19 protein-coding genes are annotated in these 19,364 nt (G+C 66.5%); 13 read left to right on the top strand and 6 right to left on the bottom strand.

What is annotated here, in order from left to right:
* The first annotated feature begins 269 nt into the window (after positions 1 to 269).
* The 3 genes from rlxS to A7X12_RS25285 all read left to right on the top strand — a co-directional run bounded on the left by rlxS (position 270) and on the right by A7X12_RS25285 (position 3,187).
* Positions 270 to 2,231, top strand: a complete 1,962-nt coding sequence (gene rlxS / locus A7X12_RS21560; RefSeq protein WP_064313517.1) for a relaxase/mobilization nuclease RlxS — start codon at positions 270 to 272, stop codon at positions 2,229 to 2,231.
* A 75-nt stretch (positions 2,232 to 2,306) separates the two neighbouring features.
* Positions 2,307 to 2,732 carry a hypothetical protein gene (locus A7X12_RS21555; RefSeq protein ID WP_064313478.1) on the top strand — a complete coding sequence of 142 codons (426 nt, stop codon included), beginning with the start codon at positions 2,307 to 2,309 and terminating at the stop codon, positions 2,730 to 2,732.
* On the top strand, positions 2,729 to 3,187 hold the full coding sequence (locus A7X12_RS25285; protein ID WP_084445879.1) for a helix-turn-helix domain-containing protein: 459 nt from the start codon (positions 2,729 to 2,731) through the stop codon (positions 3,185 to 3,187). The genes A7X12_RS21555 and A7X12_RS25285 overlap by 4 nt, the downstream gene beginning before the upstream one ends.
* A gap of 205 nt (positions 3,188 to 3,392) precedes the next feature.
* Here the strand turns inward: A7X12_RS25285 and A7X12_RS21545 are convergent, their stop codons facing one another.
* Entirely contained in the window at positions 3,393 to 4,601 is a 1,209-nt protein-coding gene (locus tag A7X12_RS21545; RefSeq protein WP_064313477.1) for an abortive infection family protein, read from the bottom strand.
* An 83-nt stretch (positions 4,602 to 4,684) separates the two neighbouring features.
* Positions 4,685 to 5,092, bottom strand: a complete 408-nt coding sequence (locus A7X12_RS26060; protein ID WP_232318636.1) for an excisionase family DNA-binding protein — start codon at positions 5,090 to 5,092, stop codon at positions 4,685 to 4,687.
* A gap of 411 nt (positions 5,093 to 5,503) precedes the next feature.
* Between A7X12_RS26060 and A7X12_RS21535 the strand changes: the two genes are divergently transcribed.
* Genes A7X12_RS21535 through A7X12_RS21525 form a run of 3 tightly spaced genes read left to right on the top strand, consistent with a single transcriptional unit; the run spans position 5,504 to position 6,702 of the window.
* Positions 5,504 to 5,812 (top strand): hypothetical protein, encoded by a 309-nt coding sequence (locus A7X12_RS21535; protein ID WP_064313475.1) that lies wholly within the window; start codon positions 5,504 to 5,506, stop codon positions 5,810 to 5,812.
* Positions 5,809 to 6,141: a hypothetical protein gene (locus A7X12_RS21530; RefSeq protein WP_157105678.1), complete on the top strand. Its 333-nt coding sequence runs from the start codon at positions 5,809 to 5,811 to the stop codon at positions 6,139 to 6,141. The genes A7X12_RS21535 and A7X12_RS21530 overlap by 4 nt, the downstream gene beginning before the upstream one ends.
* A gap of 6 nt (positions 6,142 to 6,147) precedes the next feature.
* Positions 6,148 to 6,702: a PIN domain-containing protein gene (locus tag A7X12_RS21525; protein ID WP_064313473.1), complete on the top strand. Its 555-nt coding sequence runs from the start codon at positions 6,148 to 6,150 to the stop codon at positions 6,700 to 6,702.
* 272 nt (positions 6,703 to 6,974) lie between these two features.
* Here the strand turns inward: A7X12_RS21525 and A7X12_RS21520 are convergent, their stop codons facing one another.
* From A7X12_RS21520 to A7X12_RS21505, 4 genes are read right to left on the bottom strand one after another with little or no spacing between them, the layout of a single operon-like run.
* Positions 6,975 to 8,372 carry an efflux transporter outer membrane subunit gene (locus tag A7X12_RS21520; protein WP_064313472.1) on the bottom strand — a complete coding sequence of 466 codons (1,398 nt, stop codon included), beginning with the start codon at positions 8,370 to 8,372 and terminating at the stop codon, positions 6,975 to 6,977.
* On the bottom strand, positions 8,369 to 9,265 hold the full coding sequence (locus A7X12_RS21515) for an efflux RND transporter periplasmic adaptor subunit (protein ID WP_064313471.1): 897 nt from the start codon (positions 9,263 to 9,265) through the stop codon (positions 8,369 to 8,371). The genes A7X12_RS21520 and A7X12_RS21515 overlap by 4 nt, the downstream gene beginning before the upstream one ends.
* 13 nt (positions 9,266 to 9,278) lie before the next feature.
* Positions 9,279 to 9,476, bottom strand: a complete 198-nt coding sequence (locus A7X12_RS21510; RefSeq protein ID WP_064313470.1) for a DUF1656 domain-containing protein — start codon at positions 9,474 to 9,476, stop codon at positions 9,279 to 9,281.
* Positions 9,473 to 11,566 (bottom strand): FUSC family protein, encoded by a 2,094-nt coding sequence (locus A7X12_RS21505; protein ID WP_157105677.1) that lies wholly within the window; start codon positions 11,564 to 11,566, stop codon positions 9,473 to 9,475. Before A7X12_RS21505 ends, A7X12_RS21510 begins: the two co-directional genes overlap by 4 nt.
* 76 nt (positions 11,567 to 11,642) lie before the next feature.
* Between A7X12_RS21505 and A7X12_RS21500 the strand changes: the two genes are divergently transcribed.
* The 7 genes from A7X12_RS21500 to trbE all read left to right on the top strand — a co-directional run bounded on the left by A7X12_RS21500 (position 11,643) and on the right by trbE (position 19,362).
* Entirely contained in the window at positions 11,643 to 12,440 is a 798-nt protein-coding gene (locus A7X12_RS21500) for an AraC family transcriptional regulator (RefSeq protein ID WP_064313469.1), read from the top strand.
* A gap of 447 nt (positions 12,441 to 12,887) precedes the next feature.
* Positions 12,888 to 14,939 (top strand): conjugal transfer protein TraG, encoded by a 2,052-nt coding sequence (locus A7X12_RS21495; protein ID WP_064313468.1) that lies wholly within the window; start codon positions 12,888 to 12,890, stop codon positions 14,937 to 14,939.
* A 2-nt stretch (positions 14,940 to 14,941) separates the two neighbouring features.
* Entirely contained in the window at positions 14,942 to 15,343 is a 402-nt protein-coding gene (locus tag A7X12_RS21490; RefSeq protein WP_064313467.1) for a hypothetical protein, read from the top strand.
* Positions 15,340 to 16,329, top strand: coding sequence for a P-type conjugative transfer ATPase TrbB (gene trbB / locus A7X12_RS21485; protein ID WP_064313466.1), 990 nt, complete (start codon positions 15,340 to 15,342; stop codon positions 16,327 to 16,329). Before A7X12_RS21490 ends, trbB begins: the two co-directional genes overlap by 4 nt.
* 2 nt (positions 16,330 to 16,331) lie before the next feature.
* Positions 16,332 to 16,661 (top strand): TrbC/VirB2 family protein, encoded by a 330-nt coding sequence (locus A7X12_RS21480; protein WP_064313465.1) that lies wholly within the window; start codon positions 16,332 to 16,334, stop codon positions 16,659 to 16,661.
* Positions 16,658 to 16,930 (top strand): VirB3 family type IV secretion system protein, encoded by a 273-nt coding sequence (locus tag A7X12_RS21475; protein WP_064313464.1) that lies wholly within the window; start codon positions 16,658 to 16,660, stop codon positions 16,928 to 16,930. The genes A7X12_RS21480 and A7X12_RS21475 overlap by 4 nt, the downstream gene beginning before the upstream one ends.
* Positions 16,924 to 19,362 (top strand): conjugal transfer protein TrbE, encoded by a 2,439-nt coding sequence (trbE, locus tag A7X12_RS21470; RefSeq protein WP_064313463.1) that lies wholly within the window; start codon positions 16,924 to 16,926, stop codon positions 19,360 to 19,362. The genes A7X12_RS21475 and trbE overlap by 7 nt, the downstream gene beginning before the upstream one ends.
* Positions 19,363 to 19,364 lie beyond the last annotated feature (2 nt).

The raw sequence follows: 19,364 nt of genomic DNA, 5'->3' as shown, positions 1-19,364 counted from the left end.
AGATGTGTATAAGAGACAGGTGCGAACACCGGACGGTTACGATAGCCCGATTAAGAGGGCAAGATAAAAGCGGTGCCTCCAAGCGGCCCCGAAAGTGGCGACTGCACGTCGTTTTTGATGGAGGCATGCCCATGGCGATGCCTCCATCGGAAAGGCTTGGTCACTGGAATGTCAGCATTTCTGCGGCTTTCCGGCTCCCCCGAATGGAGGCCCTTGAAGGGCTGCGCTGGCGCACCCTCATCTGGCGCTTTCCAGCATGGGACAGCGTCATGGCCGAGGATCCATTCGAGCTATGGTTGGGGCGGGTCGGCGCGGATCGACCGTTCGCGCACCAGCTTCGCAAGGCGACCAATCTCGCTGGCGGCGCAGCACGATCTTCCGCTGCGCGCGCCAGGCATTTCGATGGCAGCAGGATCGGTCGCGGTTCGGGCGTGGGCCGGGTACTTGGGTCTTCCGATCGCTTTGCCGGAATTCGGGCGCGCCGGGTCGTCGTGAAAGCGCGCTTCGTGAAGCTGGCCGGCAAGGGCGCGAAGGGCGCTGTAGCGCACCTGCACTATCTGCAGCGCGACGGCACCACGCGCGAGGGTGAACGCGGCACGCTCTATGCTGCTGATCACGATGTTGCGGACGGCAAGGCATTCCTCGGACGCAGCACTGGCGACCGGCACCAGTTTCGCTTCATCGTCGCGCCCGAAGATGGCGTGCAATATGACGACTTGAAACCGCTGGTGCGCCGTTGGATGGCGCAGGTCGAACAGGACCTCGGCACGAAGCTCGACTGGGTGGCCGTCGACCATTTCAACACCGGTCATCCGCATGCCCATGTGCTGGTGCGCGGGGTCGACGATCGTGGCCAGGATGTGATCATCGCTCGTGAGTATATCAGCCAAGGGCTCGCCGCGCGGGCGGCGGAGCTGGTCAATCTCGACCTCGGACCGCGCACCGATCGTGAAATTTTCGAGGGGCGTCAGCGCGAGGTCGGCCAGGAGCGATTCACCAGCATCGACCGCAGGTTGCTGATCGCGCGTGAGGCCGACGGGCTGGTGCCCTCCTGGCATGGTGACAGCATCGAGCAGGGGCTGCGCGCAGCGCGCCTGGGCACGCTAGCGCGGATAGGACTAGCAACCGAGGAGGTGAAAGGGCGCTACCAGCTCGCCGACGATCTGGAAGCAACGCTGCGTGACATGGGCCGACGTGGCGACATCATCGCGACCATGCACGCGCAGCTGAAGGCACGTGCGCCCGAAGTGCATCCGCAGGACTATGCGATCTACGAACCAGCCGAGGGCAAGCCGCTGATCGGCCGTGTCGTGGCGACGGGACTGGCCGACGAGCATCGCGACCGCCATTACCTGATCGTGGCAGCGACCGACGGGCGCAGCCACTATGTCGAGCTGGGCAATCGGTCGCTCTCGGAAGTGAGCGATCGCCCCGAGATTGTGCGGGTGTCGCCGGTCATCGCTGGCATCCGCGACGTCGATCGGACGGTTGCTGAGGTCGCTGCCGCCAATAGCGGCATCTACAGCGTCGACGGGCATCTCCGCCACGACGTCAGTGCCAGCCAGCGTTTCGCCGAAGCGCATGTCCGGCGGCTGGAAGCGTTGCGACGGGGCGGGGGCGAGGTCGAGCGCATGCCGGACGGCAGCTGGAAGATCGGCGCCGATCATCTCGACAAGGTGCTGGCCTTCGAGCGACGGGCGGCTGCGGCACGGCCCGTTGAGATCGAAACGCTTGCCGAGCGCCCGGTCCTGGAACTGGTCCGCCACAACGGCGTGACCTGGCTGGACGAGCAGCATGTCGCGAAGGAACCGGAGGCGCTGGGCGGCGGGTTCGGGGCACAGGTGCGGCAGGCATTGGTGCTTCGCCGCCAGTGGCTGATCGAGGAGGACCTCGCCTGGCGCGATGGCGATACCGTCCGCTTCCGCGCCAATTTGCTGACCGACCTGCGCCGTCGCGAACTGCGACAGGTGGCGGATCAGCTCTCGAAGGAAATGGGTCTCGGCTATGCCGAGCATCGCGATGGCCCGATCGAAGGCATTTATCGCAAGGCGGTGCAGGTGGGCGCAGCGAAATACGCGGTGATCGAGAAATCGCGCGAATTCACGCTCGTGCCGTGGCGGCCCGTGCTGGAGAAGCAGATCGGTCGCACCGTTTCCGGCATCGATCGCGGCGGCACGACCAGCTGGACATTCGGTCGCCAGCGTTCGGGGCCAGAGATCGGCGGGTTCTGAGAATCCCCGAAGAGGTACGGCGATTCACCAGCGAGGACCTGTAACGGAAGCGTGAACAGGCGGATTCTGCACCACATGCAGACCCGCAAGACCCGCCACCAATTCTATCTTCCCGACGAACTGTCGGCGAAGCTCGACGCGATGGCTGCGCAGCCGGGGTCGTCGAAGACTGCGATTCTGACCGACGCGCTGACCGCATGGTTCGATCGCCGTGCCGGCCATGAACTCGACCAGCGCTTTGGTCCCCGGCTCGACCGCCAGAACCGCGCCGCCGACCGGATGGAGCAGAAGCTCGACTATCTGACCGAAGCCCTCGGGCTCTTCGTCCGCCACCAGCTCACCCTTACGGCGCACCAGCCGGCCTTTGATACCGAGACGCAGCGTCTCGGCCGGCTTCGCTACGACGCCTTCGTCGAGCTCGTCGGCCGTGCAATCGCCCGAGGGGACACGAACAACCGCATCGCCAACCGTCAATCCCCAGAAGTGGGGAGGGGCAGATGAAGGAGCATACCATGCGCCCTACGCCGCGCCGGCCGAATGCCGATCTGTTGCCCATCACGCTGCGGATTGCTGATGCCTGCCGCATCACCGGCATCGGCCGCTCCAAGTTCTACGAGCTGATCAAGGCTGGTGAGATCGAGGTGATCAAGGTGGGGGCGATCACTCTCGTGCCGATGACCAGCATTGATGCGCTGCTTCAGCGTGACCGTCCGGCTGCGTGCGATCAGGCCCGCCCGCCCTTGGCCGAAGTGAGGCACCCATTTTTGGCCAACGCCATTCTGACGGCGAGCCTTGCCTCGACCCCAGAGGCGGTTCGGTGCGATCTTTCGACAGCGGACGAGGGGAGGCGCAGGAAAGCTGAAGATGGCATTGTAGAGCGTATGATCTTTGCGCTCTATGATCGAGACGACGGGGCCGGCGTGGATCGTTCATCCCACCTTACGCCCTCTCGTTGACATAGCTTTGGCTCCGGCCTCTCCTATGGAACATTTCTAAAGCTGACCTGCGAGATAAGACTCAATTTTGGACTTTGCTGCCATTCAAAAGCCACGGGCAGAACGTCAGCTCTTGTCTGGAGCAGTCATTTGGCGTTCGCCCGAGTGGCATTGAGAGCAACAGAAGCTGGCCCGTTAGCATCTCCGCTCACTTTTCCGGCCAGACTTAGGCCGCACGTTCGGCCGCCGCTTCGTTCGCCGGGACCGCGTCCTTGCGAGCTTCCCAGGTCGCCACAAGAAAGGTCGCCATCGACCCTGCAAGATTGACCGCCAGTTCGGCGTGGCGCGGCGCGGGCTTCGCCTTACGCGGGCCGCTGCTGTGTGCGTCGCCGAGCCTGTTGCGCAAGGCACCGAGCGATTCGACGATCGACTGGCAGTTGCCGAGGATCTGCTTGAAGACCGGCTCGCTATGCCCGTCCGGCGCCAAGTTCAGCGCCTTCGATAATTTTCGGTAGAGCTGCGGCAGATCGTCCTGATCCGTTGCCGGCGCCTCCAGCGTCGGCGCGAGATCGTCCAGGAGCCACCGGAAGACGTCTTCGAGCAGCGTGCGCGCCAGCGTGATGGCGCCTGCCGGATCCGTCGCGCGACGATCGAGCGCCGCCTCCCAGCGCGCATGGACCTGCTCGGGCTCGAATCGCGCGAGCGTCCCGGAGATGCTGGCTTCGGCCGGCGAACCAATCGCGGCCGCTTCGACCTTGTAGATCACGCTTCCCGACAGGCGGCCCGCGCGCTGCAGGCGATAGCCGTCATGGCGCAGATGCTCGTTAATGCCTTCTACCCGCGCCAGCTGGACCGTATCGGGGACAGTGGTCGGATGAACCAGCGCTTCGAGTACGCGAAAGAACAGCACCTTCGAGCAGTCGATCAGGCCGAGATGCTCGAGCAGTTCGCGATTGCTCCAGTCGTCGTTCCTTACCGTGTGCTGGAGGACATCCTCACGCAGGCTGCTGTGTTCGCCCCAATCATTCTGAAAAACCGACGGCATCGCGCCGAGCGGCCAGATCGTCTCCAGAAAGGTCAGCTCGTCATACTCGCTGCAAAGATACTGGCCGTCGAAGAGACTGATGATCCGGCGCCGCGTCAGCGCCGAGACCATAGGCCCGTCAGCTTCCTCGGCCTTGGCGAGCAATTCCGACAAAGCGAAATCCGCCTCTTCGGCCAGGAGCGCGTGGATCATCGGCAGCAGCTTGGGCGCCGGCACCTCCATCAGCCGGGAATGCGCATATTTGAACTTGCTGCGCATCGCCTCGTCTTCCGTCCCCGCCTCAAGACCGAGCCGTACGCACAACGCGGGCACGTCGTAGGCCTTGGCACCGGCAATGATCTCGGCCGCGCGTGTACGGATCGCTTTGATCAGGGACGGATCGGCCCCCATGCCTTGAAACCCTCTTTCACCGGACGAAGCACAGACAGGCGCGTCCATTCATGACGATCGGTCGAGCGTGAGGACGTGAAAGGTCAGCGAAGGCGGTAGCCGTCCATGTCCTCGCTCAGCGCCGCGAGCTGATCGAGCGCCTCATTGCGGGTCGCATCACGCTTGATTCGATAGGCCTCGATATCGGCCGCGCGCAGCCTGCGATGGCTGCCGACCTTGACCCCGGGCAAGGTGCCGCCATCGACCAGGCGTACGACATATTGTCGGGAGACGTTAAGTCGCTCGGCCGCTGCCTGCGTCGTCAGCATCTCGTCGTCGGCAACCACCGATACCTGCCGGCCTTCCGCCATGAGTGTAGCGGCGCGCGCCATGACGTCCGCGAGCGACGCTGGCAGTTCGAGCTGACGCCCAGTCGCGTCGATGACATGCACCGTGGTGCGCGCCTTGCCCTTGCTCCCGGTCGCGAACATGCCCGCTAGGTGCGTCACCACTGTCCGTTCGCCATGGGCAACCGATTTGCGACCCTTGCGGGACTCGGAGGTTCGGACATCTGCCATGGAGGTCAATATGGCGAACAAACGACCCAAACGCAACCAACAGGAGGTGAGGAGCAGGTCGACGACTGGAGCACATCGGAGCACGTGTCAGCACAGGTTAGCACTGTAGCATCACGGAGTACATAGCCGCCTCGCCTAAACCACGGGCAAGCCTCAGAAAATTGATCCCCTGTCGCCGCATATGGCGTACCGCCTGCAAGCCTCGTGACTCACATGAGTCAGCTTACTAAGGTTGAAACGCCGGTTCGATGTCGGCCAGCCGGCGTGATGCCTTGCGTATGGCTCTATTTGTACTGGAAATCAATGAGATAATCCGATCACGAAATCAAAGTGAGGATTGAAGCGATGGCCACATTGAAGGGGAAAGCAGTTCGCTCCAAGGATATCGAGCTGCGCGACACCTATTTCGAGGATGCGGCCGAGCGGCTGTGGGATCGCGGCAAGCATCATGGGTTCGCGACCGTGCCTAAGACGATGCCGCTCCTCATGCGGGCGCTCGACGAGCTCTCCAAGGGGAAGCCGCTGGGCTACACCTATTTCGCCCTGTTCTGCGCGACTTGGGACAATGGCTTGGTCCGGCTCGGCCGATCGACCTGCCTTATGCCTCCGGCTTTACCGGCCCGCGCGGTGTGCGCGGCTGGCAGGAGCGTATGAAGCTGCTGGAGAGTTTCGGGTTCGTGGAGATCCGCCCGAGGGGCGGACAGAAGTTCGGCCTGGCCTTCCTGCCCAATCCCAACATCGTGCTGCTCGACCTGTGGGAGAAGAAGCAGGCGCAGGGGAACGGACCCTTTGATCCCCCCGGTCTCGGCGGGCTGCAGGATGCGACCATGAGCGCCTTCCTCGAGCGTGCGATCGACGTGGGAGCGAACGACGTCACGCGCAAACACGCCAAAATCAATGCGGCGAAGCGCAGCGCAGCCGAGGACGAGGCCGCGCAGCCGAGGACGAAACGGGTCCGGACCGCGAAGTCCGCGAAGGAATAGACAGTCATGCTTCTGGCTGCGGTTCTCGACGCCAATGTGCTTTTCCCCATGATCCTGCGGGACACGTTACTGCGCGTGGCAGCGGCGGGGTGTTTCCGGGCGCATTGGTCCGAACGGATTCTCGATGAGATGTCGCGCAACCTGGTCGAGGATCACCGCGTCACGCTGGAGAACGCCGAGCGCTTGCAGCGTCAGATGGCGACCGCGTTCCCGGACGCGGCCGTCGAGGACTGGGCGCTGCATGAGGGTGCGATGTCGAACGATCCGAAGGATCGGCATGTCGCGGCGGCGGCGGTTGCGATCGGCGCGGACCTGATCGTCACCGCGAATCTCAAGGATTTCGTCCCGCTGCCCGACGGCCTGCGCGCGATCGGGCCGGACGCCTTTCTGTGCGATCGGTTCCTGGCCATGCCTGAAGCCATGCTGGCCGCGCTCGATCGGCAGGCGGCCGGGTATCGCAATCCCCCGGCCGGACGTGCCGAACTGCTCGACTGGCTGGAGCGCGACGTGCCCGATTTCGTGGCTGCCGTCCGAGCGCAAGAGGCCATCGGAGGGGCGTAAGCTCAATTTCTTTCGAACCCCAATCGGCTTCCACGATGCCTATGTTGCGACGCCAAGCCAGAAGACCGCGCGGGCGGCCTGGGGCAGCGACGCGGACCTGCTCGCGCGCGGGAGCGCCGAGCACAGTCCGGAGGTCAAGCCGGAGACAGGTCTTGCGCTAAGCAACCTCTGACCAAGCGGCCGACGCTTCCAAGATTTAGGCGATCCGCGCCGGGGGCCACTTCCCAAAATATGGCATCGAGCAAACATGGCGTTGCAAATACATAAAGATGTCATTCTTCCCACCCGCCGCCCAGCGCCAGGAAAAGGTCGATCTGTCGATCGACGACGGTTGCGCGGGCGGTGGACAGGCTAGCCTGGGCATCGGCGTACCGGGCCTGTGCGTTCAGGACGTCGAGGAAGGGCGTGCGGCCGAACCGCTGGAGCCTTTCGGCATCACGGCTGGCATGGGCGGCGGCGCCTTCCGCCCGCTCCAGATCCCGCAGCCGGTCCGTCGCCCGCGCATATGCCGATAGCGCCGTCTCGGTCTGCTGCAGCGCGGTCAGCACGGTGCCATCGAAGCCCGCGAGCGCAGCGTCGGCATCGGCACCGGCCTGATCGATCCGGGCACGGACCGCTTTCCTGTTCGGGAACGACCACGACACGAGCGGGCCGAGGCTGAACCCGAACGAAGTCGATCCCAAAGCGCGGCCTACCGAAGCAGCGGTGCCTGTCGATCCACCGATGCTGACCTTCGGGTAGAGTTCGGCCTCCGCGATGCCGATGCCCGCAGTGGTGACCGCGAGCACGCGCTCGGCCCCTCGCACGTCCGGGCGACGCCGGAGCAGCATCGCACCGTCCCCGACCGGGATCGGCCGCGCCAGCGCCGGGATCGCAGCGCAGGCCTCGAGCTCGCGTGGATAGTCGGAGGGCGTCCGGCCCATCAGCGCGGCCAGTTCGAACAACGCTGCCTTTCGGTCCGCAAGGATGTCCGGAAGGGCTGCCTCACTGGCGAAGGCGGCGGCGCGTGCCCGGTCGATGTCGAAGCGCGTGCCGCGTCCCCCACGCGCCGTGCGCACCGCCACCGCCAAGGTCGCGCGCTGGATCGCGGCCACCCGGCGCGCCGCTGCCAGGGCCACGCCATCGGTGCAGACCCGTGCATAATTCCGGGCAATGGCTGCCGCGACCACAACGCGCACCTGATCGCGCGCCGCCACCGCCGCCTCTGCTTGCGCCGTAGCGGCCTCGATCCCGCGCCGGATACCGCCCGCGAGATCGAGCGGGTAGCTGGCATCGAAGCCGAGCGCATAGCTGAAAGGCGCCGGCAGGGCGGCAGTGGGGCCGCCGATCCGACCGCCCGACGCCTGGCCGCTCAGGCCGGTGCTGACGGTCCGTGCGGCGGCGGCTTCGCGAACGATCGCGCTCGCGCGGCGGAGATTCGCGTCGGCAGCGCGCAGATCGGTGTTGGCGGCCAGCGCCTCCTCGACATAGCCGTCGAGCCGGGGATCGCCGTAGAGCCGCCACCAGCGCGGCGGCAACGCGGCCTGCGATACGCTCATATCCTTGCTTCCCAGGAACGGTGCCGCCGCTTCGGGTCGGTTGACGATTGCGGCCGGGGGAATGCGATAGTCCGGCCCGGCGACACAGCCGGCGAGGAGCAGGGCGGGGAGGGCGGTGAAGACACGCTTCACGACCGCCGCCCTCCTACCGGCGCCGCGACGGCGGGAAGAAGCTCCACCGTCGCCGTGCGTCCCGCGATCAAGCGTGTGCCGGCAGGCACCCGGTCGATATGCACGCGAACGGGAATGCGCTGGGCAAGCTGAACCCAGGAAAAGGTCGGCGCGACTTTCGGCAGCAGATTGCCGGTATCGTCGCGCTGATCGTCGGCGATCGCGGCGGCGATGCTCTCGACATGTCCGGCGATCTCGCCATCCTCTCCCATCAAACGGACGCGCGCGCGGTCGCCGATCGCCACCCGGCGCAGCTTGGTCTCTTCGAAATAGCCCTCGACCCGAAGCGAGGCCGTGTCGACCAACGCCATCGCCTGCGTGCCGGCGGCAAGATAGTCGCCGGGGTGGATGTCTAGGTTGGTGACGATGCCCGCCACGGTGGCGCGGATCTCGGTCCGCTCGATATCGACCTTGGCGACATTGCGGTCGGCGATGGCGCGGGTCAGCGCGGCCTCCGAGGTCCGGACCCTGGCAGCGCTCTGTTCGCGCGCTTCGGTCGCGACGAGGTCGCCCAACGCCACGTCGCGGCGCGCCTCCTTACGCGCCTGTTCGAGCTGCGCTCGCGCCTCGGCAATGGCGGCATCCGCGCGCTCGATCGTGGCGGCGAGGCGCGGCCGGTCGAGCACGATCAGGAGTTGACCGGGCCGGACGGTCTCATTGTCGCGGACCATTACCTGCGTCACCAGTCCACCGACATCGGTCGAGACGCGAACGACATCCGCGCGGATGCGGCCGTCGCGCGTCCAGGGCGTCTGCTGGAGCCGGTCCCAGAGCTGCCAGGCGACCAGCGCGGTAATAGCGACGACGGCAAGCGTGATGCCGTAGCGCGCTAGGACGGAGAGAATGGACTTCATAACAGGGTTCCGGTCACAGGCAGGCCCGCAGGAGCAGGCCGTAGAGGAGGAGGAACACGGCGAGCTCGGTGAGCGCCGGCAAGGCGAGGCGGCGCGACAGGCCGGTGACGGCGAAGAGCCGCAGCAGGAGCACTGTCGCGATAAGGGCAAGGCAGGCGAGCGCCAGCAGTCCCGGCACCAGCACGCCCGCGATGTCGAGGTCGGGGATCATGCCGCGCGCTGCGGATCGGTTGTGGCCGCCAGCGCAAAGCGGAGGTCGAGCAGCGGATCGAGCAGCCGCAACCTGCCTTCGTCCGCATCGGCCGCGACGCGAGCGATCAGTGTTTCGAGGCGCTGGTGCAACGCCGCCACCGCGTCGGCATTATCATCGCGGCTGTTTGCCAGTCCTTCGGCGAGCGCCCCGAGCAGTTGCCGTGCGTGTCGGTCGATCGCGTCAGAGGCAGGGACCAGCGCGCGATGCAGCCGGGCAACCGCATGCCCGATGCGAAGATAGCGGAGCATCGCATCTAGTGTGTCGGCGCGAAGGCGCGTCGACGCGGCAAGCCGCGGCAGTTGCAGCGCGGTGCGATCCACCATCAGGCTCGTCCAGCCGGCCTCGGCCGGGCCGTGGCCGCGCGCGCGTCGGGCGACGTCGCGGCGGCTCAGCCACAGCAGGCGGTCGATCGCCGCATCGGCAGGCACGGTCTGGAGCAGGGTCATGCTTGCGGCCCCGAACCCGGTTGCCACGAACAGCGCCACGCTGCCGTTGAGGGCATCGGCGAAATCGGCGCTATACTGTGCACCCAACCCGGAGAGGATCGGGATCGTCAGCGTGATGCCCAGCGCCATATAGGCCGTGGCCGGCCGGGGCTGCAGTGAGCCGCCCCACAGAAACGCGGGGGCGAGCACGACGACCAGCATCGGGAAGTCGGTGACGCGCGGCAGGATGATGAAGCTGTAGGCCAGGCTCAGCACCACACCGTAGAGCGAGCCCAGCATGTATTTGCGCACATTCGGCGCAGGCGCGTCGACATTGCCGAACAGCGCGCAGGTAACGCCGAGCACCGATACTGCCAGCCCACCGTCCGGCCAGGCCGACCAGATCCATAGAAGGCAGCCGGCAAGGATGCCGAGGGTTGCACCGATCGCGGCACGTGCCGCCATAAGCGGGTCGCGGTGATGGACATAGCCCGTTGCCGGCATGCCACCGAACCGCGATGCTCGATTTCGGGCCGGGCGGGCGTTCGCGACTTCGCGCCCGAGCAGGTCGCCCTCGTGGAGCAGCCTGACCAGTTCAGCGAGGTGGCCGGCGAGATTGCCGGCGAGCAGCTGTCCCCCTTGCGCCGGTTCGGCATAGGTTTCTGCTCGCAGCTGATTCGCCCGGTCGATCAGATGGGGCGCGGTGGCGTCCGTCTCGGACGAGGGCGCCGCGTCGATCCACTGGCCGATGTCGTGCCGCAGCGCCGCCAACGCTTCGTCGTCGTGAATCGCCGCCAGCCGCGCCTCGATCTCGGTCGCCAGCGGGAGCAGCCGCGCCAGCCGATCGTGGAGGTGCCGCAACGTCGCACGGCGTGGGCGGGCGATCGCCGGGTCGTAGGGGAGATGCATTGCCAGCCCGTTCAGGGCGAGCAGATCGAGCGCCAGCCGGTGGCGGTCGGCCTGCTGTCGCGGGTCCGTTTCGCCGCGCAGTAGGTCGCCGGCCAAACGCCGTGCATCGCGCAATGTCGCTGTCACCTTGGCCACGAGTTGGCCGGTCATTGGCCGGGGCAGCAGGAAGCGGTGGATCAGCACAGCACAGAGAATGCCAAGCCCGATTTCCTGCACGCGGACCAGCGCGGTGTCGAAGATCGCGTCCGGCTCGGCGACGGCGGGAAAGCCGATCAGGCTGGCGGTATAGCCGGCCAGCACGAAGGCATAGGCGCGCGGCGTGCGGTCGAGCAGCGACAGGAACAGGCAGAAGCCGATCCAGCCGGCCAGCACCAGGCTGCAAATGATGGGCTCGGCGACAAAGGTAGGAAGGATTACCACCGTCGCCGCAGCGCCGATCAGCGTGCCCACCATGCGGTAGACGCCGCGGCTGAGCGACGCACCGGCCGAGCCTTGCGACACCAGATAGGCCGTGATGATTGCCCAGGACGGGCGGGGAAGCCCGATGCGCAGGGCGATATAATAGGCCAGCATCGCCGCCGCGAAGGTCTTGGCGGAGAACAGCAGCGCCTCCGCATCGGCGCGCAGCGCCGGCGCGCGCAGGAACGTGCCGATCGGCGGCAGCGTCAGTCGCGGCCCGACCCAACCATAAGTGTAAAACAGCCAGATACCCATCGGCTTGTTGATAACGATTCTTAGATCGTTATAAATTCGGTATCCTGACAATCAGTCCCTGAATTCGGTCAATCGCATGCTGTCCCCGCAACCCGCCATCGCCGCCTTCGATCCTGACGCGACCGACCGGCCTGCGATTGCCCGCAATCTCGATTTCGCGGACTATGCCGCAGAGGTGCCCGCGCATGTGCACCGCAAGGGGCAGATGATCTTGGCGCTGCATGGCGCGGTCACTTGCACCGCGGACGACCAGCTCTGGATAGTACCGCCGAACTGCGGAGTCTGGATTCCGGGGGGCACGCCCCACAGTGCCCGCGCCACGCTCAACGCGCGGCTGAGCTATCTGTTCGTCGAGCCGGGGGTGGCAAGCCTGCCGGACCATTGCTGCGCGTTGTCGATATCCCCGATGATCCGCGCGATGATCGATCGACTGACCGAGGAAGGCGCCAGCTATCCGCCGGACGGCCATGCCGCACGGCTGGCGCGCGTGCTGCTCGATGAATTGGCCGAGATGCCGCACGAACGGTTCAATCTGCCGGTTTCGACCAACCCGAAAATCCGGACCATTGCCGATGCGCTAACGTCCAACCCGTCGGACCGCGCTACACAGGCGGAATGGGCGAAGCGCGTGGCGTTGGGCGAACGGTCATTGTCACGGCTTATGATCCGCGAAACCGGTCTCACCTTCGGTCGCTGGCGCCAACAGCTGCATCTGATCATCGCGCTTCGGGAGCTGGCAGGAGGGGCATCCGTGCAAGGCGTGGCTGCGGATCTGGGCTATGAGTCCGTCAACGCGTTCATCACCATGTTCCAGAAGGCGTTGGGCAGTACGCCCGCGCGCTTCTTCGCCGGAAGGCGGCAGAATCGGGCTTAATCTTCAAGATCGCGGAGCGGACCAAGATCTGACGGGAGGATAGGTCCGACGTGCGCTTTCAGCCACGTGCGTCCGCACGTGCATATTTGACGTATATTTGACAAGTTTGCTGCTGATCCAGCTAAGCCATTGAAAAATAGCGAACCCGACAGGATTCGAACCTGTGGCCTCTGCCTTCGGAGCGCGCGCTGTAGAGCCGGACAGCCGCTGGTATGCTCAACGATGGAAGGTGGGCGGGCATCAGCAGAAGCATCCGTTCCGGAGCGCAGCCGGTCGGAGCTATCCTGTTGCAGCTGCCTGACCTCGACGCTCATTCATCGTACGCTGCGCTGCAAATTGCACCGGAACAGTAGCGAACGGCACCAGAAGGTCACTGATGCGCGAGACCGGAAAGGCGGAATGTAGCGGCTGACCCCGCATAGGCTGATCTGGCGGGCGGAGGCCCGCATGACCCCTACCAAACTGCTCATCGGACAGATCCTGATCGTGCTCGTCATCGTGTCGGCGGGGGTCTGGTTCGCGACGCAGTGGGCCGCGGCGGAACTGGCGTATCAGCCCGAACTGGGCCGGCCCTGGTTTGTCGCCTTCGGGCGTCCTTTCTATCGACCCTGGGCGTTGTTCGGCTGGTGGTTCTCGTTCGAGGCCTATGCCCCGACGATCTTCGAACAAGCTGGCGCCATTGCGGCTACGAGCGGTTTGGTCGGGTGCGGGGCAGCAATCTGCGGGTCCCTCTGGCGTGCCCGTCAGCGGCGCCATGTCACGACCTACGGCTCCGCCCGCTGGGCAACCGTTCAGGACATTCGCGCCGCTGGGCTTGTCACGGACGCCGGTGTGTTCCTCGGTCGCATGGGTCAGCAGTATCTGCGCCACGACGGCCCCGAGCACGTCATGGCGTTCGCGCCGACCCGGAGCGGCAAGGGCGTGGGCCTGGTCATACCCTCGCTGCTCGGCTGGACCGGCTCGGCGGTCGTCCACGACATCAAGGGCGAGAACTGGCAGCTGACCGCCGGCTGGCGCCAGCGCTTCTCGCATTGCCTGCTGTTCAATCCGACGGATGCGCGCTCGGCGCGGTACAATCCGCTGCTCGAGGTCCGTCGCGGCAAGGATGAGGTCCGCGACGTCCAGAACATCGCCGACATCCTGGTCGATCCCGAAGGAGCGCTGGAGCGCCGGAATCATTGGGAGAAGACCAGCCATTCGCTGCTGGTCGGCGCGATCCTCCATGTCCTCTACGCCGAGGAGGAAAAGACGCTGGCCCGCGTCGCGTCCTTCCTTTCCGATCCGCAGCGCAAGTTCACCGACACGCTGGACCGGATGATGACCACCAATCATCTCGGAACCCCGGAAGCGCCGGCGGTGCATCCGGTAGTTGCATCGGCGGCACGCGACGTGCTGAACAAGTCCGAGAACGAACGCTCCGGCGTGCTGTCGACCGCCATGTCGTTTCTCGGCCTCCACCGGGATCCGACGGTCGCGGCCGTCACGTCGCGCTGCGACTGGCGCATCGCCGATCTGGTCGAGGCAGAGGCGCCGGTGTCGCTCTACCTGGTGGTGCCGCCCTCGGACATCAGCCGCACCAAGCCGCTGATCCGTCTCGTGCTCAACCAGATCGGCCGTCGCCTGACCGAGCATCTCGAAGCCGAGAAGGCCGCCAAGACTGGTGGCCGCCACAAGCTGCTGATGATGCTCGACGAGTTCCCGGCGCTGGGGCGCCTCGACTTCTTCGAGACCAGCCTGGCGTTCCTCGCCGGTTATGGCGTCCGCGCCTTTTTGATCGCCCAGAGTCTCAATCAGATCGAGAAGGCATATGGCGAGCACAACGCCATCCTCGATAACTGTCATGTCCGCATTGCCTTCGCGACCAACGACGATCGCACGGCGAAGCGCATTTCCGATGCCCTTGGTACCTCGACCGAGCAACGCGCGATGCGCAATTATGCCGGGCATCGGCTGGCGCCCTGGCTCGCCCATGTCATGGTCAGCCGGCAGGAGACGGCGCGGGCGCTGCTGACGCCCGGCGAAGTCATGCAGCTGCCGCCGACGGAGGAGCTGGTGCTGGTGGCGGGTACACCGCCGATCCGTGCCACCAAGCTGCGCTACTACAAGGATGCAGTCTTCAAGGCCCGGATCCTGCCGCCGCCTGTGCTCAGTGATGGCGATTATGCCGATCGGCCTGCGCCGCGGGCGAATGACTGGGCCGGCGTCGTCCGTGACACGGATACGCGCCTCGCAGGAGGTGCGGCAGAGCAGCGCGAGGATGAGGACGGTGGGCGCGAGCAGGCGCGTCATCCTGGGCAGGAGCTTCCTGCGAAGCCGGCGGTAGAACCCACGCCCACCGAGGTGCTCGGGCTCGGCCAGGACGAGGACGATCCGGCTGCCGACCAGCGTGCCATGGACCGCGCCGGTGCCTCCGGCATCGCGCGCGCCGCCTTCGCGATGGACGCAGGGGCGGATGGTACCGGCGGGCATCGGGCCGGCGACCTGCAGTTGGAGCTGTGACCATGGTCGAGAAGGTCCGCCACCAGCTCTTCCTGCCAAAGCCGCTCAGCGATCGGCTGGAGGCCCTTGCGGCGAAGCCGGGCGCATCGAAGTCTGCGATCCTCGCGGATGCCGTCACTGCCTGGCTAAACCGGCGCGGCGTGTCCGAACTGGAGGAGCGTTTCGGCCTGCGGCTGGACCGCATGACGACGGCGATCGGCAGGATCGAACGGAACGAGCACGTCCTGCTCGAGACCCTCGCACTGTTCGTCCGCTACGAGCTTGCGATCCACGCGCCGCTTGCCGATAGCGACCAGGCGGGTCGCGCCATGGGGGCGAAGCGATTCGAGGCGTTCGTCACCCAGGTCGGCCGGCAGGTTGCGGCTGGCCGCAGGACGATCGGCGCCTCGGAGCCCGGCCAATGACCGCCGGTATCGCCAGCGACCGGCGCCGCGCGATGCTGCGAACAGCCATGGGCCCGGTGATGGCCGCAGCGCTCGCCGATCCGCGCGTCACCGAGATCATGGTCAACCCGGACGGCGCGCTCCGCCTGGACCGGTTGGGGGAGGGGCGCTCCGACACCGGCATTCGCATGGAGGCCGCGCAGGTCGAGCGGATCATCCGGCTTGTCGCGGCGCATGCGCGCGCCGAGGTGCATGGCGAGGCGCCGATCGTGTCGGCGGAACTCCCGCCCCACGAAGAAGGGCAGGCAGGGGAGCGGTTCGAAGGCGTGCTGCCGCCGGTGTCCACCGCGCCGTGCTTCTCGATCCGCAAGCCGGCCGAGCGTCTCTACCGGCTCGACGACTATGTGGCCGACGGGGTCATGACGCGGCTGGCCGCCGACCGGCTGAAAGCCTGTGTCCTCCTGCGCCACAATATCCTGATCGCCGGTGGCACCAGTTCGGGCAAGACCACGCTCGCCAATGCGCTGCTCGCCGAGATGGCGTGCCTCGACGAGCGCATCCTCCTGATCGAAGACACGCGCGAGCTGCAGAGCCCTGCCCCGGACACAGTCGCGCTGCGCACCCGGCCCGGGGTCGTGACCATGGCGGACCTCGTCCGCTCGACCCTCCGGCTGCGCCCCGACCGCATCATCGTCGGTGAGGTCCGCGGGCCCGAGGCACTCGACATGCTCAAGGCGTGGAACACCGGCCACCCCGGCGGCATCGCCACGGTCCACGCCAATAGCGCGCTGTCCGCGCTCACCCGCATCGAAGGCCTGGTGCAGGAGTCGGTGATCACCGTGCCGCGCCAGCTCATTGCCGAGGCGATCGACGTCATCGTGTTCGTCTCCGGCCGCGGTCTCGACCGGCGTGTCTCGCAGGTCGCCCGCGTCGCCGGGCTCGACCCAGACACCGGCAGCTACGCGCTCGCCGACCTTCTCTTGCCCTCCAGCCCCGAAGGAGATTGATCATGCAATTCGCCAAGATCCCTGCACGCCGCGCGCGCCTCGTCGAGCTTGCCGCCATCGGCATCGCATTTGCCACCTCGGCCCATGCCGCGGGGTCGGGGATGCCGTGGGAAGAACCGCTCCAGCAGGTGCTCGAGTCGGTCCAGGGGCCGGTCGCCAAGATCGTTGCCGTTATCGTCATCATCACGACCGGCCTGTCGCTGGCGTTTGGCGAGAGCAGCGGCGGCTTCCGGCGGCTGATCCAGATCGTGTTCGGGCTGTCGATCGCGTTTGCCGCCTCCAGCTTCTTCCTCAGCTTCTTCAGCTTCGGCGGGGGAGCGCTGGTCGCATGAGCGACACCGGCCAGCACCTGCCAGGCTTCGAGGCGCCGATCCATGCGAGCCTGGGATCGCCGATCCTGCTCGGCAGCGCCCCGCGCGGGCTCGCGATCGTCAACGGGACCGTCGCCGCGGCGGTCGGCCTCGGGTTGCAGCAGTGGTTGGCCGGGCTCGTGCTCTGGGCCGTCGGGCACAGCATCGCCGTGTTCGCTGCGCGGCGGGACCCGGACTTTGCGCCCGTCCTGCTTCGCCACCTCCGGCAGAAGGGATATTTCGCATGCTGAACCTCGCCGAATATCGTCGCCGCGCGGATCGGCTGATCGATCATCTTCCCTGGGCGGCGCTGGTCGCTCCCGGCGTCGTCCTCAACAAGGATGGCAGCTTCCAGCGCAGCTTCCGCTTCCGCGGACCCGATCTCGAGTCCGCCACCGAGGCCGAGCTGATCTCGGCCTCCGCGCGCGCCAACAATGTGCTCAAGCGGTTCGGCAGCGGCTGGGCCCTGTTCTTCGACGCCGAGCGGCGCGAGGCGGGCGCCTATCCCGACAGCGATTTCCCCGACGCCGCATCCTGGCTTGTCGACCAGGAGCGGCGGGCGGCCTTCCTCGTCGAGGGCGCCCATTTCGAAAGCTGCTACCACCTGACCCTGGTCTGGCTGCCGGCGCCGGACAGCGCCGAGGCCGCCGGACGGACGCTGGTCGAGCGGCCCGATGCCGGGTCGGGTCGGGACTGGCGGGGGGCGCTGGCGCACTTCATCGCGGAGACCGATCGAGCGCTCGACCTGTTCGCGAGCTTCATGCCCGAGGTTCATGCGCTGGACGACAGCGAGACACTGACCTTCCTGCACGGCACGATCTCGACGCGGCTGCAGGATGTCGCTGTGCCGGAGACGCCGATCTACCTGGACGCGCTGCTCGCCGATACGCCGCTGACCGGCGGGCTGGAGCCGCGACTGGGGGACCACCATCTCCGCACCCTGACTATCCTCGGGTTTCCGAGCATGAGCCGCCCGGGCATCCTCGATGCTCTCAATCACCAGGACTTCGCCTATCGCTGGGTCACGCGCTTCATCGCCTTGGACAAGGGCGACGCCACCAAGGCGCTGACCAAGATCCGTCGCCAGTGGTTCAACAAGCGCAAGTCGATCACCGCGCTGCTCCGCGAGGTGATGTACAACCAGCCATCGCAGCTGCTCGACACCGACGCCGACAACAAGGTGGTCGATGCCGACCTGGCGCTCCAGGTGCTGGGCGGCGACCATGTCGCCTTCGGCTACCTGACCACCACCATCACGGTCATGGACACCGATCGCGCCCGCGTCGAGGACAAGGTCCGACAGGTCGAGCGGATCATCGGCGGACTCGGCTTCACCTGCATCCGCGAGGGCGTCAACGCGGTCGAAGCCTGGCTCTCGTCGCTGCCGGGGCAGGTCTATGCCAATGTCCGCCAGCCGCTCGTCCATACGCTGAACCTTGCCCACCTGATGCCGCTGTCGTCTGTCTGGCCGGGACCTAGCCGCAATGCGCATCTGGATGGCCCGCCGCTGCTCCACGCCAGCACCGCCGGGTCGACGCCGTTCCGGCTGTCGACCCATGTCGGTGATGTCGGGCACATGCTGGTGGTGGGGCCGACCGGCGCGGGCAAGTCGGTGCTGCTGGCGCTGATCGCGCTCCAGTTTCGGCGCTACGCGGACGCGCAGGTCTATATCTTCGACAAGGGCTTCTCGGCGCGTGCCACCGTGCTGGCGATGGGTGGCGCGCACCATGCGCTGGGAATGGGCGCCGAGGCCGGCGACACGCTGGCCTTCCAGCCGCTGCGCCGGATCGACGATGCCGCCGAGCGCAGCTGGGCTGCCGAATGGATCGCGGCGCTGCTCGCGCACGAGAAGGTGCTGGTCACGCCCGAGGTCAAGGACGCGGTCTGGTCCGCGCTGAGCAGCTTGGCGTCGGCGCCGGTAGAGGAGCGCACCCTGACCGGGCTGGTGCTGCTGCTCCAGTCGAACGCGCTGCGCACCGCGCTTAGCGCCTATACGCTCGAAGGTCCCTATGGCCGGCTGCTCGATGCGGCCGAGCAGCAGTTCGCTTTCGCCGATGTCCAGTGTTTCGAGACCGAAGCGCTGATGGGCCAGGCCGGCGTGGTCGCCCCCGTGCTGACCTACCTGTTCCACCGACTGGAGGAGCGCTTCGACGGCCGACCGACGTTGCTGATCCTCGACGAGGCCTGGATCTTCCTCGACCACCCCCTGTTCGCCGCGCGCATCCGCGAATGGCTGAAGGTGCTGCGCAAGAAGAATGTCGCCGTGCTGTTCGCGACCCAGAGCCTTGCCGACATCGCATCGAGCAGCATTGCGCCCGCCATTCTGGAAAGCTGTCCGCAGCGCATCCTGCTGCCCAACGACCGGGCGATCGAGCCCCAGAGTCGCGAGGCATATGTGCGGTTCGGGCTCAACGACCGGCAGATCGAGCTGGTCAGCCGCGCCACGCCCAAGCGGCACTATTACCTGCAGTCCGCACGCGGCAATCGGCTGTTCGAGCTGGGGCTGGGGCCAATCGCCCTGGCCTTGTGCGGCGCCTCCGATCCCGGGACGCAGGCCCGCATCGACGCGATGCTCGCCAAGGGCGGGCACGCCGACTTCGCCGCGCGCTTCCTCGTCGATCGCGACCTCGACTGGGCCGCCGAACTGCTCGCCACCTTCCCCGACCGCGAAGAAAAGGAGTGATG

It is taken from the genome of Sphingomonas sp. TDK1 (genome assembly GCF_001650735.1).
In the GTDB taxonomy this organism is placed as follows: domain Bacteria; phylum Pseudomonadota; class Alphaproteobacteria; order Sphingomonadales; family Sphingomonadaceae; genus Sphingomonas.
This window is presented reverse-complemented; position numbering and strand designations above follow the sequence as displayed.

Excerpts from the sequence above, each read along its gene's own strand:
- trbB (WP_064313466.1), top strand. The coding sequence starts at position 15,340 with ATGACCGCCGGTATCGCCAGCGACCGGCGCCGCGCGATGCTGCGAACA.
- trbE (WP_064313463.1), top strand. The coding sequence starts at position 16,924 with ATGCTGAACCTCGCCGAATATCGTCGCCGCGCGGATCGGCTGATCGAT.
- A7X12_RS21475 (WP_064313464.1), top strand. The coding sequence starts at position 16,658 with ATGAGCGACACCGGCCAGCACCTGCCAGGCTTCGAGGCGCCGATCCAT.
- A7X12_RS21525 (WP_064313473.1), top strand. The coding sequence starts at position 6,148 with ATGCTTCTGGCTGCGGTTCTCGACGCCAATGTGCTTTTCCCCATGATC.
- rlxS (WP_064313517.1), top strand. The coding sequence starts at position 270 with ATGGCCGAGGATCCATTCGAGCTATGGTTGGGGCGGGTCGGCGCGGAT.
- A7X12_RS21495 (WP_064313468.1), top strand. The coding sequence starts at position 12,888 with ATGACCCCTACCAAACTGCTCATCGGACAGATCCTGATCGTGCTCGTC.
- A7X12_RS25285 (WP_084445879.1), top strand. The coding sequence starts at position 2,729 with ATGAAGGAGCATACCATGCGCCCTACGCCGCGCCGGCCGAATGCCGAT.
- A7X12_RS21500 (WP_064313469.1), top strand. The coding sequence starts at position 11,643 with ATGCTGTCCCCGCAACCCGCCATCGCCGCCTTCGATCCTGACGCGACC.
- A7X12_RS21480 (WP_064313465.1), top strand. The coding sequence starts at position 16,332 with ATGCAATTCGCCAAGATCCCTGCACGCCGCGCGCGCCTCGTCGAGCTT.
- A7X12_RS21555 (WP_064313478.1), top strand. The coding sequence starts at position 2,307 with ATGCAGACCCGCAAGACCCGCCACCAATTCTATCTTCCCGACGAACTG.
- A7X12_RS21545 (WP_064313477.1), bottom strand. The coding sequence starts at position 4,601 with ATGGGGGCCGATCCGTCCCTGATCAAAGCGATCCGTACACGCGCGGCC.
- A7X12_RS21505 (WP_157105677.1), bottom strand. The coding sequence starts at position 11,566 with ATGGGTATCTGGCTGTTTTACACTTATGGTTGGGTCGGGCCGCGACTG.
- A7X12_RS21510 (WP_064313470.1), bottom strand. The coding sequence starts at position 9,476 with ATGATCCCCGACCTCGACATCGCGGGCGTGCTGGTGCCGGGACTGCTG.
- A7X12_RS21535 (WP_064313475.1), top strand. The coding sequence starts at position 5,504 with ATGGCCACATTGAAGGGGAAAGCAGTTCGCTCCAAGGATATCGAGCTG.
- A7X12_RS21515 (WP_064313471.1), bottom strand. The coding sequence starts at position 9,265 with ATGAAGTCCATTCTCTCCGTCCTAGCGCGCTACGGCATCACGCTTGCC.
- A7X12_RS21530 (WP_157105678.1), top strand. The coding sequence starts at position 5,809 with ATGAAGCTGCTGGAGAGTTTCGGGTTCGTGGAGATCCGCCCGAGGGGC.
- A7X12_RS21490 (WP_064313467.1), top strand. The coding sequence starts at position 14,942 with ATGGTCGAGAAGGTCCGCCACCAGCTCTTCCTGCCAAAGCCGCTCAGC.